Source organism: Cyclobacterium xiamenense, from assembly GCF_042140265.1.
In the GTDB taxonomy this organism is placed as follows: domain Bacteria; phylum Bacteroidota; class Bacteroidia; order Cytophagales; family Cyclobacteriaceae; genus Cyclobacterium; species Cyclobacterium xiamenense_A.
The window spans coordinates 4,581,595-4,598,049 of the sequence record NZ_CP159481.1 but is presented as its reverse complement, the minus strand read 5'-3'; the positions used below and the strand labels follow the sequence as shown (position 1 = coordinate 4,598,049).

At 49.4% G+C, this 16,455-nt stretch carries 12 protein-coding genes; 9 read left to right on the top strand and 3 right to left on the bottom strand.

Translation table 11 applies throughout. From position 1 onward, the window contains the following. Positions 1 to 2 precede the first annotated feature (2 nt). Both ABWH99_RS18740 and xylA read left to right on the top strand, forming a co-directional pair. On the top strand, positions 3 to 1,496 hold the full coding sequence (locus ABWH99_RS18740) for a xylulokinase (RefSeq protein ID WP_375583341.1): 1,494 nt from the start codon (positions 3 to 5) through the stop codon (positions 1,494 to 1,496). 41 nt (positions 1,497 to 1,537) lie between these two features. Next, positions 1,538 to 2,851, top strand: coding sequence for a xylose isomerase (gene xylA, locus ABWH99_RS18735; RefSeq protein ID WP_375583340.1), 1,314 nt, complete (start codon positions 1,538 to 1,540; stop codon positions 2,849 to 2,851). Between the two features lie 59 nt (positions 2,852 to 2,910). Here the strand turns inward: xylA and ABWH99_RS18730 are convergent, their stop codons facing one another. Both ABWH99_RS18730 and ABWH99_RS18725 read right to left on the bottom strand, forming a co-directional pair. Beyond that, the gene (locus ABWH99_RS18730; protein WP_375583339.1) at positions 2,911 to 4,320 is read right to left on the bottom strand and encodes a tagaturonate reductase; all 1,410 of its coding nucleotides are present in this window, start codon (positions 4,318 to 4,320) and stop codon (positions 2,911 to 2,913) included. A gap of 27 nt (positions 4,321 to 4,347) precedes the next feature. Next, positions 4,348 to 5,388 (bottom strand): LacI family DNA-binding transcriptional regulator, encoded by a 1,041-nt coding sequence (locus ABWH99_RS18725; RefSeq protein WP_375583338.1) that lies wholly within the window; start codon positions 5,386 to 5,388, stop codon positions 4,348 to 4,350. A 259-nt stretch (positions 5,389 to 5,647) separates the two neighbouring features. Here ABWH99_RS18725 and ABWH99_RS18720 point away from each other — a divergent pair, with 259 nt between their 5' ends. The 6 genes from ABWH99_RS18720 (at position 5,648) to ABWH99_RS18695 (ending at position 14,105) form a co-directional block, all read left to right on the top strand. Then, positions 5,648 to 7,060, top strand: a complete 1,413-nt coding sequence (locus tag ABWH99_RS18720) for a putative oxidoreductase C-terminal domain-containing protein (RefSeq protein WP_375583337.1) — start codon at positions 5,648 to 5,650, stop codon at positions 7,058 to 7,060. Positions 7,061 to 7,084: 24 nt separating this feature from the next. Then, positions 7,085 to 8,350 (top strand): prolyl oligopeptidase family serine peptidase, encoded by a 1,266-nt coding sequence (locus tag ABWH99_RS18715; RefSeq protein ID WP_375583336.1) that lies wholly within the window; start codon positions 7,085 to 7,087, stop codon positions 8,348 to 8,350. Positions 8,351 to 8,360: 10 nt separating this feature from the next. Beyond that, positions 8,361 to 9,563 (top strand): alpha/beta hydrolase family protein, encoded by a 1,203-nt coding sequence (locus ABWH99_RS18710; RefSeq protein ID WP_375583335.1) that lies wholly within the window; start codon positions 8,361 to 8,363, stop codon positions 9,561 to 9,563. Positions 9,564 to 9,670: 107 nt separating this feature from the next. Next, positions 9,671 to 10,441 (top strand): sugar phosphate isomerase/epimerase family protein, encoded by a 771-nt coding sequence (locus tag ABWH99_RS18705; protein WP_375583334.1) that lies wholly within the window; start codon positions 9,671 to 9,673, stop codon positions 10,439 to 10,441. A gap of 29 nt (positions 10,442 to 10,470) precedes the next feature. Beyond that, a complete protein-coding gene (locus tag ABWH99_RS18700) occupies positions 10,471 to 11,844 on the top strand; it encodes a Gfo/Idh/MocA family protein (RefSeq protein WP_375583333.1) in 1,374 nt (457 codons plus the stop codon). Positions 11,845 to 11,999: 155 nt separating this feature from the next. Continuing rightward, on the top strand, positions 12,000 to 14,105 hold the full coding sequence (locus tag ABWH99_RS18695; protein ID WP_375583332.1) for an acetylxylan esterase: 2,106 nt from the start codon (positions 12,000 to 12,002) through the stop codon (positions 14,103 to 14,105). Between the two features lie 228 nt (positions 14,106 to 14,333). Here ABWH99_RS18695 and fbaA read toward each other — a convergent pair whose 3' ends face one another. Then, positions 14,334 to 15,395: a class II fructose-bisphosphate aldolase gene (gene fbaA / locus ABWH99_RS18690; protein ID WP_375583331.1), complete on the bottom strand. Its 1,062-nt coding sequence runs from the start codon at positions 15,393 to 15,395 to the stop codon at positions 14,334 to 14,336. Positions 15,396 to 15,583: 188 nt separating this feature from the next. On the opposite strand from fbaA, the gene ABWH99_RS18685 reads away from it, so the two are divergent. Next, entirely contained in the window at positions 15,584 to 16,447 is an 864-nt protein-coding gene (locus tag ABWH99_RS18685) for an ABC transporter substrate-binding protein (protein ID WP_375583330.1), read from the top strand. Positions 16,448 to 16,455 lie beyond the last annotated feature (8 nt).

Sequence of the window (16,455 nt, the reverse complement as noted above, 5' to 3'; positions counted from 1 at the left end):
ACATGAGACGATTATTGATAGGCTATGACCTGGGGAGTTCATCGGTAAAAACCACGCTACTGGATGCGGACAGTGGTAAAGTTGTGGCTTCCGAAGGATTGCCCAAAGAAGAAATGACCATTCATGCGCCAAAACCCGACTGGGCAGAACAGGATCCGGAGCTTTGGTGGAAATACGTGCAAGCCACCACGCGCGAGGTAGTAAAAAAAGGAGCGGTGAAAACCGGAGAAATCAAAGCCATCGGCATCTCGTACCAAATGCATGGTTTGGTGTTGGTTGACAAGCACGGGGAAATCATTCGGCCCGCGATTATCTGGTGTGACAGCCGGGCGGTGGAAATCGGTCGACGGGCATTCCAGGAGATGGGAGAAGCGTACTGCCTCCAACATCTACTAAATTCTCCGGGAAATTTTACCGCATCAAAATTGAAATGGGTCAAAGAAAACGAACCCGCGTCCTACGAACGGATTCATAAAATCATGCTTCCGGGAGACTTCATTGCCATGAAGCTTACCGACGAAATACGAACCTCTGAAACGGGTCTTTCCGAAGGAGTATTTTGGGACTTTACCACAAATGGTCTCTCCCAACGCCTGGTTGATCATTACGGACTGGATGCCTCGCTACTTCCGGAGGCGGTTCCTTCCTTTGGTATACAGGGCACCCTCACTGAAGCGGCTGCTCAGCAGTTGGGACTGCAGGCAGGTATACCGGTTACCTACAGAGCCGGGGATCAACCCAATAATGCGTTTTCGCTAAATGTATTGGAGGAAGGCGAGTTGGCAACCACAGCCGGTACGTCAGGGACCATTTACGGCGTGAGTACAAAGCCCCTCTACGATTCCCAGTCCCGGGTCAACACCTTTGTGCATGTCAACCACAAGAAAAATGATCCCAGATTTGGCGTCTTGCTCTGCGTGAATGGAACCGGGATATTGAACAGTTGGCTCAAAAAACTTTTGGGAAACGATAAGATCAACTACGAGCAAATGAATGAACTCGCCATGCAGGTCCCGATAGGAGCTGAAGGGCTGAGTTTTATTCCCTTTGGCAACGGAGCAGAGCGCATCATGGAAAATAAGCAGGTAGGTGCGCATTTATCCCGGCTTAATCTACTGCAACACGATCACCGTCACGTATTGCGTGCCGGTCAGGAAGGCATCGTTTCGGCCCTCACCTATGGATTTAAAATCATGAAGGACATGGGACTGAATTTACAAACGGTAAAAGCCGGAAAGGCCAATATGTTTTTAAGCCCGCTATTTCGGGAAGCCTTCGTCAACATGAACGAGGTTTCCCTGGAATTGTACCATACCGACGGGGCGCAGGGTGCTGCCAGAGGGGCTGGCATTGGTTTGGGTATCTATGCAAATGCTGCCGAGGCCTTTGAGGGCCTGGAACGGCTGCAGGTGGTGGACCCGGTAGCGGAAAAGAGGGATGCCTACCATGAGGTTTACCAACGCTGGGAAAATACCCTGAATCAGCTGCTCTTCTGATGAGAAATTTGAATGTTAAATACCTTAACCTATAGTTCACTATGTCAAAAACATTTTTCCCCAGTATCGAAAAAATCAAATTTGAAGGCAGGGATTCGAAAAACCCGCTGGCTTTTCGGTTTTACGACGAAAACCGGATCGTTCGCGGTAAAACCATGAAGGATCACTTTCGCTTTGCCATCGCTTACTGGCACAGCTTCTGCGCAACAGGAAACGATCCTTTCGGGCCCGGTACAATGGTCCGGGATTGGGATAAAGCCTCCGACCCGGTGCAGCGGGCCAAGGACAAAATGGATGCTGCTTTTGAATTTATCGGCAAGATAGGTGCTCCTTTTTATTGTTTTCACGATGTGGACCTGATTGACGAAGGCGATGACATCGCTACGTACGAGAAGCGCATGGAAGCCATCGTGGCGTATGCAAAACAGAAACAGCAGGAGACCGGCATCAGACTGCTTTGGGGAACCGCCAACGTGTTCAGTCATCCACGCTACATGAATGGCGCAGCTACCAACCCCGATTTCAATGTGCTAAGCCGTGCTGCTACCCAGATCAAAAATGCCATTGACGCCACCATTGAATTGGGTGGAGAAAACTACGTTTTCTGGGGAGGCCGGGAAGGCTACATGTCCCTGTTGAACACCGATATGAAGCGCGAAACGGAGCACCTTGCACAGTTTCTAGGCATGGCCAGGGATTATGGACGCAAGCAAGGATTCAAGGGCACCTTCCTGATCGAGCCCAAACCCATGGAGCCAACCAAACACCAGTACGACTACGACGCAGCCACTGTCATCGGTTTTTTGAGGCAATATGGATTGGATAAAGATTTCAAACTGAACCTGGAAGTTAACCATGCCACGCTGGCAGGGCACACCTTTCAACACGAATTGCAGGTGGCGCAAGATGCCGGACTGCTTGGCAGCATCGATGCAAACCGGGGCGATTATCAAAATGGATGGGATACCGATCAATTCGCGATCAATCTGCAGGAATTGACTGAAGCCATGCTGGTACTGTTACAAGGTCCCGGTTTCACCACAGGTGGGGTGAACTTTGATGCCAAGATCCGCAGAAATTCTACCGATTTGGACGATTTATTTCACGCACACGTGGGCAGTATGGATGCATTCGCCCGAAGCCTCTTGATTGCCGATGAGATCATGGAGAAATCCGATTACCAATTGCTTCGAAAAAGAAGGTATGCCTCTTACGATGCGGGGAAAGGCAAAGATTTTGAATTGGGGAAACTTAGTCTGGATGACTTGAGAGCCCACGCCTTGGAAGTCGGCGAGCCGGATATGATAAGCGGTAAGCAGGAGATGTACGAAAACATTCTGAATCAATACATTTGACGCATGTAATTCAAGCAATAAAAAAGGCTTCCCGAACCGGGAAGCCTTTTTTATTGCCTTTATTCCGCCGCCAGCAGGGCATTTACTTCTTCGATCAGTAGCTTGCTTAGTCCCTGGACAAGGTTTAAATCCTGGTCCCAGAAGTCGATTCTCGAAAGCACGTCACGTACGAGCTCTTCCGGCTTTTTGATTTTCCAGAGCTGATCGAAATAGTGCAGGGTTTCGTCCGTGTCGCGCAGGGGAATGGGCTCTCCTTTGTAATGTCCCCGGTAGAAAACCAATAGCGCCGCAAAGGATTTGCATAGCTGGGGGGGCAGTTTACCTTCCCTGATAGAAAATTCCAACAAGGAGGGGAGCACCCGGACCTTCCATTTTGCAATAGAGTTTAGAGAAATGTCGATCAACTTGTGTTTGACAAAGGGGTTTTTGAATCGGTCCAACACATCGTGCGCAAAAGGCTCCACCAATTCCTGGGACAAATTCATGGAAGGAATGATTTCGTCAAAAATGGTAGATTCCACAAATCGGGCCGTTTCCGGGTCGTCCAGCACCTCTTTAACCAATCGTTTCCCATGAAGGTAGCCAATCGGTACCATGCTGGTATGCGCACCATTCAAAATACGGACCTTTCGGGTACGGAAAGGGCTTAGGTCCTTTACCAGGATCACGTTTAGCCCTAATTTTTCTGCAGGAAAAACCTCCGGAAGCCATTCAGGCCCTTCGATCGCCCAAAAGTGAAAAGGCTCCGCGACCACCAGTTGCTCGTCGCGAAAGCCAAGTGTTTCCTGGATTTGCGGGGCAGATTCGATGGGGAATCCAGGGACAATGCGGTCCACCAAGGTATTGCAAAAGTGGTTGTGTGTCTCCAGCCAGTCTTCAAACGCCTTCGGAAGCTCCCAAAGCCGGGCATAGCGCAAGACGTTTTCCTTTAGCTTGTCTCCATTATTCTCTACCAGCTCGCAGGGTAAATGCACCAGTCCTTTGTCCGGGTCCCCCTCAAAATGTGAATACCGTTGGTACAACAGGGCGGTTAGTTTTCCAGGAAAAGCCTCTGGCGTTAGCGTGCGGTCTTTGTCTCTTTCGTCAAAATAGATACCGGCTTCTGTAGTGTTGGAGAAGACGAAGGCAAGATCGGGTTCATTGCCCAATGCGAGGAAGGCCGGGTAATCCACGAAGGGATTAACGGCTCCCCGGACGCATTGTATCAACCGGTCTTCTTCAATGGTTTTTCCTTTTTGGAAGCCACGCGTCAGCAGGTGGTACAATCCGTCCTGCGCATTTATACCGGCAGCAGGTTTACGGCTGTGAACCTGCACCATTTGAATGTCGCCATTGAATCCGGCTTTTTCGTTTAGCAGGTCAACCATCCAGTCTGCGAAGCCCCTTAGAAAATTACCTGTACCAAACTGCACGATTTTTAAAGGTCTCGGTGGGCTGGGGGGAATGTTTTTTCTGTGTAAAGGTTTCATAAATGAATCAAAATAAACAAATGTAATTTAAGGTTGGAATTGCTTGATTCTACAAGAAGAGGTGCGGGTGATCAGTTGCGCATCCAGGGTTTTTTTGACCATGGCTTTGGGTTTTCCATCGCCTGCGATCATCTCAAAAAAGAGGGCTGCAGACGTTTGTCCCATGTTGATGGCTTTCTGGTCGACGGTGCTGAGGGCCGGCTCGGTAAATTCAGTAAAAGGTTCGTTACTGAATCCGATCAGACCTACTTCCTGAGGTATTTTTACCTGGATCTTTTTCAGCTCCTGTAAGGCACCGACGATTGCATAATCACTGGCAGAGAAGATGGCATCGAACCCCAGTCCCTGATTCAACAGGAATCGGGTGCTTTCCTGCCCTCCGTCTAGCTGCATGTTGCTTTCTACGACCAATCGTTCATCAAACGGTATACCAAAATCCGCCAAGGCCTGAGAGTACCCCCGAAGTCTTTCGAGATAAATCTTGATTTTCATATGGCTGGTAAAATGAGCGATGTGTCGGTATCCCTGTTCAATCAGATGTCGGGTAGCCTGGTAAGCGGAGGCAAAGTCATCGATTACTACCTGATTTGCCTGAAGCTCATCCGTGGTTCTATCAAAAAATACCAGCGGGATTCCTTTCTGAAGGACGGCATCGAAATGGGCATAGGTGTGCGTATTTTTTCCCAGCGAAACCATAATGCCATCCACCCGGGCATCCAGTAACGCGTCGATGGTTTCTACTTCTTTCTGGTAATCGTCATAGGATTGGCTAATCATGACTTTGTAATCCCGCGCATTGGCGTATTCTTCAATACCCCTGACGATGGAAGAGAAAAAGTTACGGTTGATCGTGGGGACGATAATGCCAATAAGTTTGCTCTTTCCATGCCGCAGAGCCGCGGCAATTCGGTTGGGCTTGTAGTTAATGGCTTTGGCTGCTTCCAGAACCATCTTCTTGGTAGCCGGGCTGATCCGGGGGTGGTTATTTAACGCTCTGGACACGGTGGAGGCCGTTACTCCGATTTCCGTTGCAATGTCATGAATTGTGATTTTTTCTTTTTTTTTCATCTGTGCGCTTCGGAAAAGCGAATGGTAAAAAACGGTTGTATTGCCGTTTAAAATGAATAATAAGGAAATAATCCAGCAAATGCAATCGATTGCGCTAATATATGTTTTATTCTTTTGCGATATTCTTTATATTTAATCCGTTGTCGTGTTAGCTACTGCTTTGGATGTTCGGGGCCGTGCTCGAACCACCGCAGTCAACACCTTTTAATGAATCGAACGACTTTCGTTTATCAATCCTATCAATTTTAAAAATCGCTCTATGAAATTCAATAGTAAATTTTGGTCACCTATTGCTGCATCAATTTTACTTTTATCCATCGCATGTACCAACGAGAAAAACGTGGAAAAAGAAGTGAAAACAACCTTTTCTGGTGAGAAGAATGAAATCAAACTGCTCACGCTGGACCCGGGACATTTTCATGCACACCTGGTTAAAAAGTCCATGTACGAGCAGGTAGATCCTAAGGTGCACGTATATGCCCCAGACGGTCCCGAATTAGCTGCGTACCTGCAAGCCATCGAAAGTTTCAATACCCGGGAAGAAAACCCCACTTCCTGGGAATTGGATGTGTACAAAGGAGACGATTACCTGGAACGAATGATTCAGGAACGTAAAGGCAATGTCATGGTAACCGCCGGAAATAACCGGGAAAAGACCGCCAACATTAAAGCCACGGTAGATGCTGGATTCCATGTGCTTGCAGACAAACCCATGGCCATTGACGTCGCGGGATTTGAATTGCTGAAAGAGGCTTTTGCCTCGGCCGAGGAAAACAACGTATTGCTCTACGATATCATGACCGAGCGGTACGAAATATCTACCATTCTTCAACGAGAATTTTCCATGATTCCCGAAGTGTTTGGTACGCTGGTAGAGGGTAGTCTGGAAGATCCGGCTATCACCAAAGAAAGCGTTCATCATTTTTACAAACAGGTATCCGGCAAGCCCCTCATTCGTCCAGCCTGGTTTTATGATGTAAATCAGCAGGGAAACGGTATCGTTGACGTCACGACCCACCTGGTAGACCTGGTACAGTGGGAGAGTTTTCCGGAAAAAATTATCAACTACGAGACCGATATCGAAATGCTGGCGGCCGAACGGTGGACAACGGATCTCACGCTCGAACAGTTTTCCCGCTCCACTGGCCTCGATGCCTATCCCGCTTACTTGCAAAATGTGGTAGAGGACGATACACTCAGGGTCTATGGCAACGGTGAAATAAGCTACAAAATCAATGGCATTCACGCTAAAGTATCGGTGATCTGGAACTACATTGCGCCGGAAGGTTCTGCAGACACCCACTATTCCATCATGAGAGGTACCAAGTCCAATCTGGTAATCCGCCAGGATGCCGAAGAGAAGTACATACCAGAACTCTATATTGAGCCGGTGGAAGGGGTTGCTACCGAAGCCTTCGAGACCGAGGTAAAAGCCCAAGTCGAACGACTTGCGGGTAAATTTGCGGGCTTGGATGTGGTGAAAGTACCGGGAAAAGCCTCCTGGCGGGTGGTCATCCCGCAGGCATTTCGCACCGGTCACGAAGACCACTTCCGAGAGGTAACAGAAGCGTATATCCGGTACCTTACGGCCGGAAAGTTGCCCGAATGGGAGGTCCCCAACATGCTCGCAAAATACTACGTGACTACCCAGGGGCTGGAACTCGCGAAATAATTGAAGCTGTAAGCTAACCTGTACATGGAAAACGATCGAAGAAACTTCATCAAAAAAGCGGGGCTGGCCGGAGCAAGTCTGGCCGCCGGATTCTCTCTGCCTGCGACATCGAATCCCGGTCCAGTGACCGAAGCGAATACGCATCGGGCCCAACAGAGCATTATCGGTCCTTATGGGCCCTGGTTGGATCGCGTGAGGAGTAGTGAACTACCTTCCTTGTCTTTTCGTAACGACTCTTTTTCTGATGTGGCCGAATGGAAAACCCTCGCCCTCGCCCGCACCCGCGAACGGTTGGGTATTCCGGTGATGGGTGAGATTCCGCGCGTAACGATTCATGCCACTCACCGATACGAGGGACTGCTTTTAGAGGAAGTCTCCTGGCAGCTTCCCTATGGGCGACCCACCAAAGCCTTGGTATTGAAACCGGAAAATGCCAGTGGGAAATTACCGGGGATACTGGCCTTTCACGATCACGGGGGCAATAAGTATTTTGGTTGGCGAAAAATCACAAAAACTGGTAAAGATCAGCATCCTTTGATGAAAACCCATCAGGAGCATTATTACGAAGGAATGGCCTGGGCCAATGAAGTTGCCAAACGAGGCTACGTGGTCATGGTGTCTGACGCATTTACCTTTGCCAGCCGACGGGTAATGCTGGAAGATGTTCCCGAAAGCCATCGTTCCGGCCTGACCGACAGCGATCCGGAAAATCCGGCTTCTATTGAAGCATATAACCAATGGGCCGGAGCACACGAACATGTCATGGCCAAATCCCTTTTTTGTGGGGGGACCACCTGGCCAGGTGTTTTCCTGGCAGAGGACCAAATGGCCCTGGATATCCTGGCGGCCCGCCCCGATGTAGATAAAAATCGGCTTGGTTGTGGGGGGCTATCCGGTGGAGGCCTGCGTACGGTGATGATGGCCGGATTGGATCCACGCATTCGTTGTGCCGTTTGTGTGGGATTCATGAGTACCTGGACCGATTTCCTTTTGAACAAATCGTATACCCATACCTGGATGACTTACGTGCCGAGGTTGCCGGAGGAACTTGATTTCCCGGAAATACTTGGTCTCCGAGTCCCGTTACCAACCTTGGTTCTAAACGACGAACAGGACCAATTGTACACGCTTCCTGAAATGAAAAGGGCAGATGCGATTTTGCAAGAGATCTACCAAAAAGCCGGTGCGTCGGATCGGTACATGGCTTCCTATTATCCCGGACCTCACAAATTTGATCAACCCATGCAGCAAGAAGCCTTTGCCTGGTGGGATAAATGGCTGAAAAACTAACCCCATTCTTATGAAAGATTGCCCAATTTACCGCCTCGCCTGCTTAACGGGCATGCTTTTACTTTATCTGGTATTGCCTTTCTCTGTGGCAGTTTCCCAAACGAAACCCTCAGAAATGCTTTGCGTGGGCGCACACTGGACCGAAGACGAAGGCGCCGATTTCCTCCAACGCATGCGGGAAGCCTATCCTTCTGAAAAAGCTTGGGACAAACGCGCAAAGGCCATCCGAAAGCAGCTATTAAAAGGAACCGGCCTGACGAAAATGCCCAAAAAGACTCCATTGAATCCTGTTTTGGGAAAGGTGCGGGTGTACGAGGGCTATCAAGTACAAAACGTTGCCTTTGAAAGCCTGCCGGGAGTTTTTGTGACAGGGAGTATTTACATGCCCTCCGACCCGAGTGGAAAATTGCCCGGAATTCTGAGCCCTCATGGACATTGGGACCAGGAAGGAGAGGTCGGTCGTTACCGTCCGGACGCGCAAAAGCGATTTGCGTCCATGGCACGGATGGGGGCAATGGTTTTTGCCTACGATGCCGTAGGATACGGACAGCAAAAAGAACTGGGATGGGAACACCGGGCAAATGGAGAAATACTTAAGCTGCAGCTGTGGAACAGTATACGAAGTGTGGATTTTATACTTTCGCTGGGCGCCGACCCGGAGCGTCTGGCGGTCACCGGAGCCTCTGGTGGGGGCACCCAATCCTTTCTACTTGCCGCAGTGGACGACCGTATAGACGTTTCGGCTCCGGTAGTCATGGTTTCCGCCCACTTTTTTGGCGGCTGCGTGTGTGAAAGCGGTATGCCGATACACCGTGCCAAAAATTTTCAAACGAACAATGTGGAAATAGCAGGTGTAATCGCTCCCAAGCCTTTATTGCTGGTGTCTGTGGGTGGAGATTGGACAAAAAATACCCCCGAAGTCGAGTACCCGCACCTGCAGTACATCTATACCCTGAAAGGCAAGCCCGAACAGGTGCAAAATGTGCACATTCCCGAGGATAACCATGGCTACGATGCCAAAAAGCGTCAGGCGGTGTATCCCTTTCTAGCCAAACACCTTGGGTTGGATCTTTCGAAAGCGTTGCATGCCGATGGAAGCCTTAATGAAGAAAAAGTGGTAGTGGAGCCGCAGCAGGCCTTGCATCCCTTTGGAGCCGAAAACCCGTTTCCAGCGGGGGGCATTACCTCTATTTTTGATGTAAAATGGGACTGATCGTGGGTAACAAGCAAATAGAAAGGCGAGCGTTTCTCAAAAGAACAGTGGTTTCAGGACTTGCGCTTAGCGGTCTTGCGTCCTGGTACTCCCCTAAGGTCAGTTCAATGAAATTAGGCCTGGTCACCTATTTATGGGGCAAGGACTGGTCCCTTGCCGAACTCATCGCCAATTGCGAAAAAACCGGATATGCAGGTGTTGAATTGCGTACCGAACACGCGCACGGCGTAGAGGCATACCTGAGCAAGAAGGAACGAGAAGAGGTTCGCCGGCGGTTTGAGGACAGCTCGGTCACTTGTATCGGATATGGAAGCAACTTTGAATTTCACAGCCCGGATCCGGCAGTGCTAGTCGCAAATATTCAGCAGACCAAAACCTATATTCAACTATGCCGGGATATTGGCGCTTCGGGGATTAAAGTAAAACCCAATACCCTTCCCGAGGGTGTTTCCCGGGAAAAAACCATTGCTCAAATTGCCAAATCTTTCAATGAGATTGGCCAGTTTGCAGCCGATCACGGCCAATTGATCCGGGTAGAAGTTCATGGAAAGATTACCCAGCAGTTGCCGGTGATGAAGGCGATTTTTGATCAGGTAACTGCTTCAAATGTAAAGATTTGCTGGAATAGCAACGATACGGATCTCATGGAGCCCGGTCTCGAAGCGAATTTTGCGCTGGTGAAAGATCGGTTGGGAGACACTACCCATGTACGGGCCTTCAATGAAAACGACTATCCCTATCAAGAGCTTTTCCGCCTGTTGGATGGAGCAAACTACCAGGGCTGGATTTTATTGGAAGCACATAGCAATCCACCGGATAAAATCGCATCCATGATTACGCAAAAGGAGATGTTTGAACAACTCGTCACCCGTCTATAAATGGCACTACAAATTAACCGAAAATACACATGACCGAACGAAGAGAATTTATTAAAAAGAGCCTGTTGGGTAGCGCGGGCATTGCGATGGCCGGAATGACCATGAGCGCAAAGTCTTATGGCAAGATCTCAGGCGCCAACGAACGTTTGCACCTGGCCGTGATTGGTATCCGCGGGCAGGGAACCAACCATATCAATCAATTTTGCAAATTGAAGGAAAGTCGCAACGTGGTAATCAAGACCCTTTGCGATACAGACGAATCTACCTGGGCAGAAAAGGTGAAGCTGGTCAACGATCGGGTGGGGGACACGCCCGGAACCGCTTACGACATGCGCAGGGTTTTGGAGGATCCGGAAATTGACGCCGTGTCTTTCGCAACTCCCAACCATTGGCATGCACTGGGGACCATTTGGGCCTGTCAGGCGGGAAAGCACATATATGTGGAAAAACCGGCCAGCCACAATGTGTTTGAAGGAAGGAAAATGATCGAAGCCGCCCGGAAATACGATCGTATTGTACAGGTGGGCTTCCAAAACCGTTCCATTCAAAATGTGATGGAGGCAATGAAATTTTTGCACGATGGAAACATCGGGGATGTATACATGGCCCGAGGCCTGTGTTACAAGCCAAGAAATTCATTTGGAATTGCTCGTGACAGCGCACCCCCGGCCGGGCTGCACTACGACCTGTGGCTGGGTCCAGCTCCTTACCGTGCGTACAACGAGAAAAAGGGCCATTACAACTGGCATTGGCACTGGGATACCGGAAACGGAGATACCGGTAACCAGGGACCCCATCAATTCGATATTGCCCGGTGGGGTTTGAATAAAAACGAACATCCGGTTTCCGTCTATTCTACCGGTGGGATTTATGGAATCACGCCCCAGGAATGCTCGCAGGAAACCCCCAATACGCAAACCTCTCTTTTTAAATACGAGGATGGAAAAGTACTGGAGTTCGAAACCCGGGGAAGGTATACCCACGGTGAGTCCAGTTTGGGAATAAAAATTGGAAACATGTTTTACGGCACCGACGGCTACCTGGAATTGAATGGAAGCACCTGGAAAGCCTTTAGAAAAGACGAAAAAGAACCTTTTGCCAGTTCTCAGAAGGCACAGGCCGAAGCAGCTGCTGCTTCCAATGTTTTGGCCGCGCCAGGAGGAGCGGAACATTATGCAAACTTCCTGGATGCCATCCGCGATGGAAAGAAGGAAAGCCTGCATTGCGATATCCGGGAAGGCTACTATTCTTCGGCTTTGCCCTTGATCGCTAATATTTCCTACCGATTGGGAAGAGAGTTGAAATTTATGGGAGAGTACGAGAAGTTTGCCAACGATACCGAGGCAGACACCCTGCTAACCCGACCCAGCAGGCCTCCCTACGTGATTCCCGATCAGGTTTAATCGCCCGACCTGGCGCGGTAGCACGTCAACAAAAAACAAAAGGGGAAGGCAGATTGTCGTTCCCTTTTGTTTTTAACAAACCCGCCTCCCGGAAAGCCATAAAATACGGTGTCCCGGCAGCTTAGCAATGGATCAAAAAAATAACTCAGTCTCGTATGAAATACATTTCGTTTACCCTGCTTTTTGTCTTGATACTTTCTGCAGCAACTCTGGCGCAGGAAGATTTAAAAGTGATTCAACCCCAATGGGTAACCTTTACCGACGGGCCCAATGCCTTGTACAAGTACCAGGCTGCCCAGGCTTTCGACTTGCTGGATGCGAGGGAGGAAGCCGTCGCTCGACTCAAGACATTGGATGAATGGAAAGGGTGGCAAAAGCAGGCAAAAGAAAAACTAATGCAGGCTGTAGGGCCCTTTCCGGATAAAACCCCGCTGCATCCGGAAATCACGCGTACTATTCAGAAGCCTGGCTATCGCATGGAGCACCTGGTGTTTCAGTCACAACCGGGCTTTTATGTTAGCGGGACCCTTTTCATTCCACAGGGCTTGCCTGGCAAAGTACCGGCCATAATTTATTGTTCGGGGCACGCGCTGGAGGCTTACCGAAGCGTTACCTACCAGCATGTAATCCTGAATCTGGTAAAAAAGGGGTTCATTGTTTTTGCATTTGATCCGGTCGGTCAGGGCGAGCGCCTGGAGTATTTTGATCCCGAGACAGGAAATCCGACGATCGGCGGACCCACCAAACAACACTCTTATCCAGGGGCACAAGCTTTTATCGCCGGATCCTCTCAGGCCAGGTACATGATATGGGACGGCATACGGGCGGTGGATTACCTGATTTCCCGACCGGAGGTAGATGCGGAAAGGATTGGGATCACCGGCAGATCGGGAGGAGGTACCCAGGCGGCATACATCGCTGCTTTTGATGAGCGAATTCGTGCTGCCGCTCCTGAAAATTACCTGACAAATTTTAAGCGCTTGTGGCTCACACATGGACCCCAGGATGCCGAGCAAAATTTTTACCGGGGCATTTCCTCCGGTTTGGATCAGCCGGACCTGGTATTGGTGCGTGCGCCGAAACCAAATCTGCTAATCGCTACAACCAGGGATATTTTCAACATAGAGGGGGCAAGGGAGACTGCGGATCAGATTAGCCGCATTTATGCAGCTTACGGAAAACCTGAAAACGTGGAAATGGTAGAAGATGACGATGGCCACGCCTCGACAAAAAACAACCGCGAAGCCATGTACGCCTTTTTTCAAAAACACCTGCAGTACCCGGGAACATCAGTGGATGAACCCATCGATACCCTTTCTCGGGAAGACCTGCGTGTCAGTCAGACGGGACAGGTCCTCGGCAGCTATCCGGGAAGGACCGTATACGAGCTCAACAGAGATCAGCTGACGGGTAATCTGGCAGAGGGAAGCCTTGCGGAGCGCGTCGCTTCTTCCCGCGAACTCGCCGGCTACCGTGAACCCGATCCAGCATCGGACCGCATGATGACCGGTAGGTACCAACGCGATGGGTACACCGTAGAAAAGCATCTTGTACAGGGAGAAGGCGGTTACTGGATTCCTTTTCTACTTTTCAAACCAAACGAAGGAAGTTCGGAAGCGGTACTCTACCTGCATCCGGAAGGGAAAGGTGCGGATGCAGCTGTGGGAGGAGAGATAGAGGCACTTGTCAAACAAGGATCAACCGTATTGGCCCCGGACTTACTCAATACCGGGGAAATGGGAGGGGGAGCCTTTAACGGAGACTCTAATTTTGGAGGAAATTCGTACAACCATTGGTTTGGAAGTATTTTGATCGGTCGAAGCCTGGTAGGCTTGCACGCCGGAGATGCCAATCGCCTTGCCCAGGTGCTGCGGGAAGCTTCGGGTGAGGAAACCATCCGGGGCCTTGCCAAGGGGGCCATGTCGGCCGTCCTCCTGCACGCAGCCAATTACAGCGATGCATACGAATCGATCGCATTAATCGATCCGATGGTTTCCTATCGGGAATTGGTGGAGCGTCGGGACTACGATACTTCTCTTGTACCCTACGCGGTGGCCAATTCGCTTCCCTATTACGACCTACCAGATCTGTTGGAAAACCTTGCGGAAAAACGTCCACTGGTGATCCACGGCAATTCCGGAGATTCATTGACGGAAGGAAATCTGTTGCCCGAGCGGGGCTACCCGGAAAAAATCAACTACTTGCGGTCAGAAGATCCCGAGGAAAGAAGCAGCTACCTAAATCAATGGTTGCACCGCTGAGCTTCTGGGGCAGATTGGGGCCAAAAACGGCTAAATGAGTCACTCCTTGCATTTCCCGGCCGGCGTTTGAGCCGCCCCGGGAGCGCCTTTGAATGTTCCGGGTTCGATGCCCCCGGATTGGTCCGCTGCCTTTTCGCTGGTAAAGAAGCGAGATAAGGTGATGAGAACAAGGGTAAAAACCAAAAAGCCATCCCTTGGGATGGCTTTTTGGTTTTTTATTTTAGTCCTTTAATTGCGATTGATCGCGTTCAGCATATCGAAGGCCAATTCAAGGCGTTTTCCAAAATTTTCCTCTCCCTTGCGTAACCATACTCTCGGGTCATAGAATTTCTTATTTGGATTATCTGCGCCGTCAGGGTTACCCAACTGGGTTTGCAGGTACCCTTCTTTTTCCTGATAGTATTTCAAGATACCTTCCCAAAAGGCCCATTGTAGGTCGGTGTCGATATTCATTTTGATGGATCCGTATCCGTTTGCTTCACGAATTTCCTCTACCGTGGAACCAGATCCCCCGTGGAAAACGAAGTTTACGGGTTTTCCAGTCGTACCAAATTTTTCATTGATATAGTCTTGAGAATTTTTCAAAATGATGGGTTTCAACGATACGTTCCCCGGTTTGTACACCCCATGGACGTTGCCAAAGGCGGCTGCTACCGTGAACAAATCCCCCACCTTTTTTAATTCTTCATAGGCATAGGCCACTTCTTCGGGTTGGGTATACAGTTTGGAACTGTCCACATCGGTATTGTCCACGCCGTCTTCCTCCCCGCCGGTCACTCCCAGTTCAATCTCGATGGCCATCTGAAGTTTGGAAAACTCTTTGAAATAGTCTACAGAAATGGAAATATTTTCTTCCAAAGGCTCTTCTGAAAGGTCAAGCATATGGGAACTAAACAAAGGCTTTTTGAAGGCTTCGAAATAGGCTTTCCCTTCTGCAAGCAAGCCATCTATCCAGGGAAGCAGTTTTTTGGCAGCGTGATCGGTGTGAAGGATAACCGGCACTCCGTATACTTCAGCCATTTTGTGTACATGCATGGCTCCGGAAACACCGCCAGCGATCGATGCTTGCTGCTTGTCGTTGGGCAATCCTTTTCCTGCAAAAAACTGAGCTCCCCCATTTGAAAACTGGATCATCACGGGAGAATTGACTCGTTTGGCAGTTTCCAGTACGGAATTGACTGTATTGCTATTGATACAGTTAACGGCCGGCATGGCAAACTCACTTTCTTTGGCATACGCCAACAGGTCTTTAAGCTCTTCGCCGTATTTTACTCCAGGGTTGAATTTCATAAGGAACGAATTTTTGGTTTTTATCTTGCGGTCTTTTAAAAAGACCGAATCAGATTACAAAGATAGGAATACCGTCGAACAATTGCCTTATGAAGTGCATGAAAAAATCGGATAGACCAAAGAAAGCTAGTGAAAACAGGGATTTTTTCTTTATTAGAAACTATAAAATTTCCTTTTTATCTTTGAGTATGGAAAAAATAACCATTACCGGCGTTCCGGAGCATTTTAATTATCCTTGGATAAAATTGATCGAAAGCCAGCCCTTCCTTAAGGAAGACATTCAATTGATTTGGGAGGAGGAGTCCAGGGGATCCGGCGCCATGAACAAAGCCATCCGAGAGGGAAATTCGGATCTTGCCATTATCCTTACCGAAAGTTTCGTAAAGGATAAGATCGAAGGTAATCCGGGAAAAATAATTGGTTTTCACGTAGATTCACCGCTGGTCTGGGGGATACATGTGCCGGCCAAATCGGCTCTTCAGCACCCCTCCGATCTGAGAAACGTTCCTTTTTTAGTAAGCCGACTGGGTTCCGGATCTCATTTAATGGCTTTCCTTCTGGCCCAAGAGCAAGGCTGGGATACCCGATCGATGGAATTCGAGATAATCGGGAACCTGGATGGTGCCATCAAATCGTTTAAAAGTAGCAATCCGAAGGCTTTTCTCTGGGAAAAATACACCACGCAACCGCTGGTATACGGCGGTGGGTTTCGGCGCATTGGTGAAATCCCTACACCCTGGCCCTGTTTTGTGATTGTGGCCTCTGAAAGCTTTCTTGCGAATCATCCCAGGCTGATGCAGGGGCTTCTTGGCGAAATTTACCGTACAAACGCCCGCCTGATGGCGGATAAAGCAGGGATCGTTCCTGAAATAGCCAACAGGTATAAGCTGGACCAAAAGGATGTGAGCGAATGGTTGCAACAAACCCATTGGGCCACCTCCGAAAAGATTGATCCTAGCCACTTGCAAAAAACCATGGATATCCTGGTACAGCTCAGGTTGATCCAGAAAAAGATGCCTGTGGCGGACTTGTGTTATCAGGGGGGAGCATAAAAAAACAT

Bases quoted from the DNA above. Each gene is read 5' to 3' on its own strand.
- ABWH99_RS18740 (WP_375583341.1), top strand. From the start codon at position 3: ATGAGACGATTATTGATAGGCTATGACCTGGGGAGTTCATCGGTAAAA.
- xylA (WP_375583340.1), top strand. From the start codon at position 1,538: ATGTCAAAAACATTTTTCCCCAGTATCGAAAAAATCAAATTTGAAGGC.
- ABWH99_RS18730 (WP_375583339.1), bottom strand. From the start codon at position 4,320: ATGAAACCTTTACACAGAAAAAACATTCCCCCCAGCCCACCGAGACCT.
- ABWH99_RS18725 (WP_375583338.1), bottom strand. From the start codon at position 5,388: ATGAAAAAAAAAGAAAAAATCACAATTCATGACATTGCAACGGAAATC.
- ABWH99_RS18720 (WP_375583337.1), top strand. From the start codon at position 5,648: ATGAAATTCAATAGTAAATTTTGGTCACCTATTGCTGCATCAATTTTA.
- ABWH99_RS18715 (WP_375583336.1), top strand. From the start codon at position 7,085: ATGGAAAACGATCGAAGAAACTTCATCAAAAAAGCGGGGCTGGCCGGA.
- ABWH99_RS18710 (WP_375583335.1), top strand. From the start codon at position 8,361: ATGAAAGATTGCCCAATTTACCGCCTCGCCTGCTTAACGGGCATGCTT.
- ABWH99_RS18705 (WP_375583334.1), top strand. From the start codon at position 9,671: ATGAAATTAGGCCTGGTCACCTATTTATGGGGCAAGGACTGGTCCCTT.
- ABWH99_RS18700 (WP_375583333.1), top strand. From the start codon at position 10,471: ATGACCGAACGAAGAGAATTTATTAAAAAGAGCCTGTTGGGTAGCGCG.
- ABWH99_RS18695 (WP_375583332.1), top strand. From the start codon at position 12,000: ATGAAATACATTTCGTTTACCCTGCTTTTTGTCTTGATACTTTCTGCA.
- fbaA (WP_375583331.1), bottom strand. From the start codon at position 15,395: ATGAAATTCAACCCTGGAGTAAAATACGGCGAAGAGCTTAAAGACCTG.
- ABWH99_RS18685 (WP_375583330.1), top strand. From the start codon at position 15,584: ATGGAAAAAATAACCATTACCGGCGTTCCGGAGCATTTTAATTATCCT.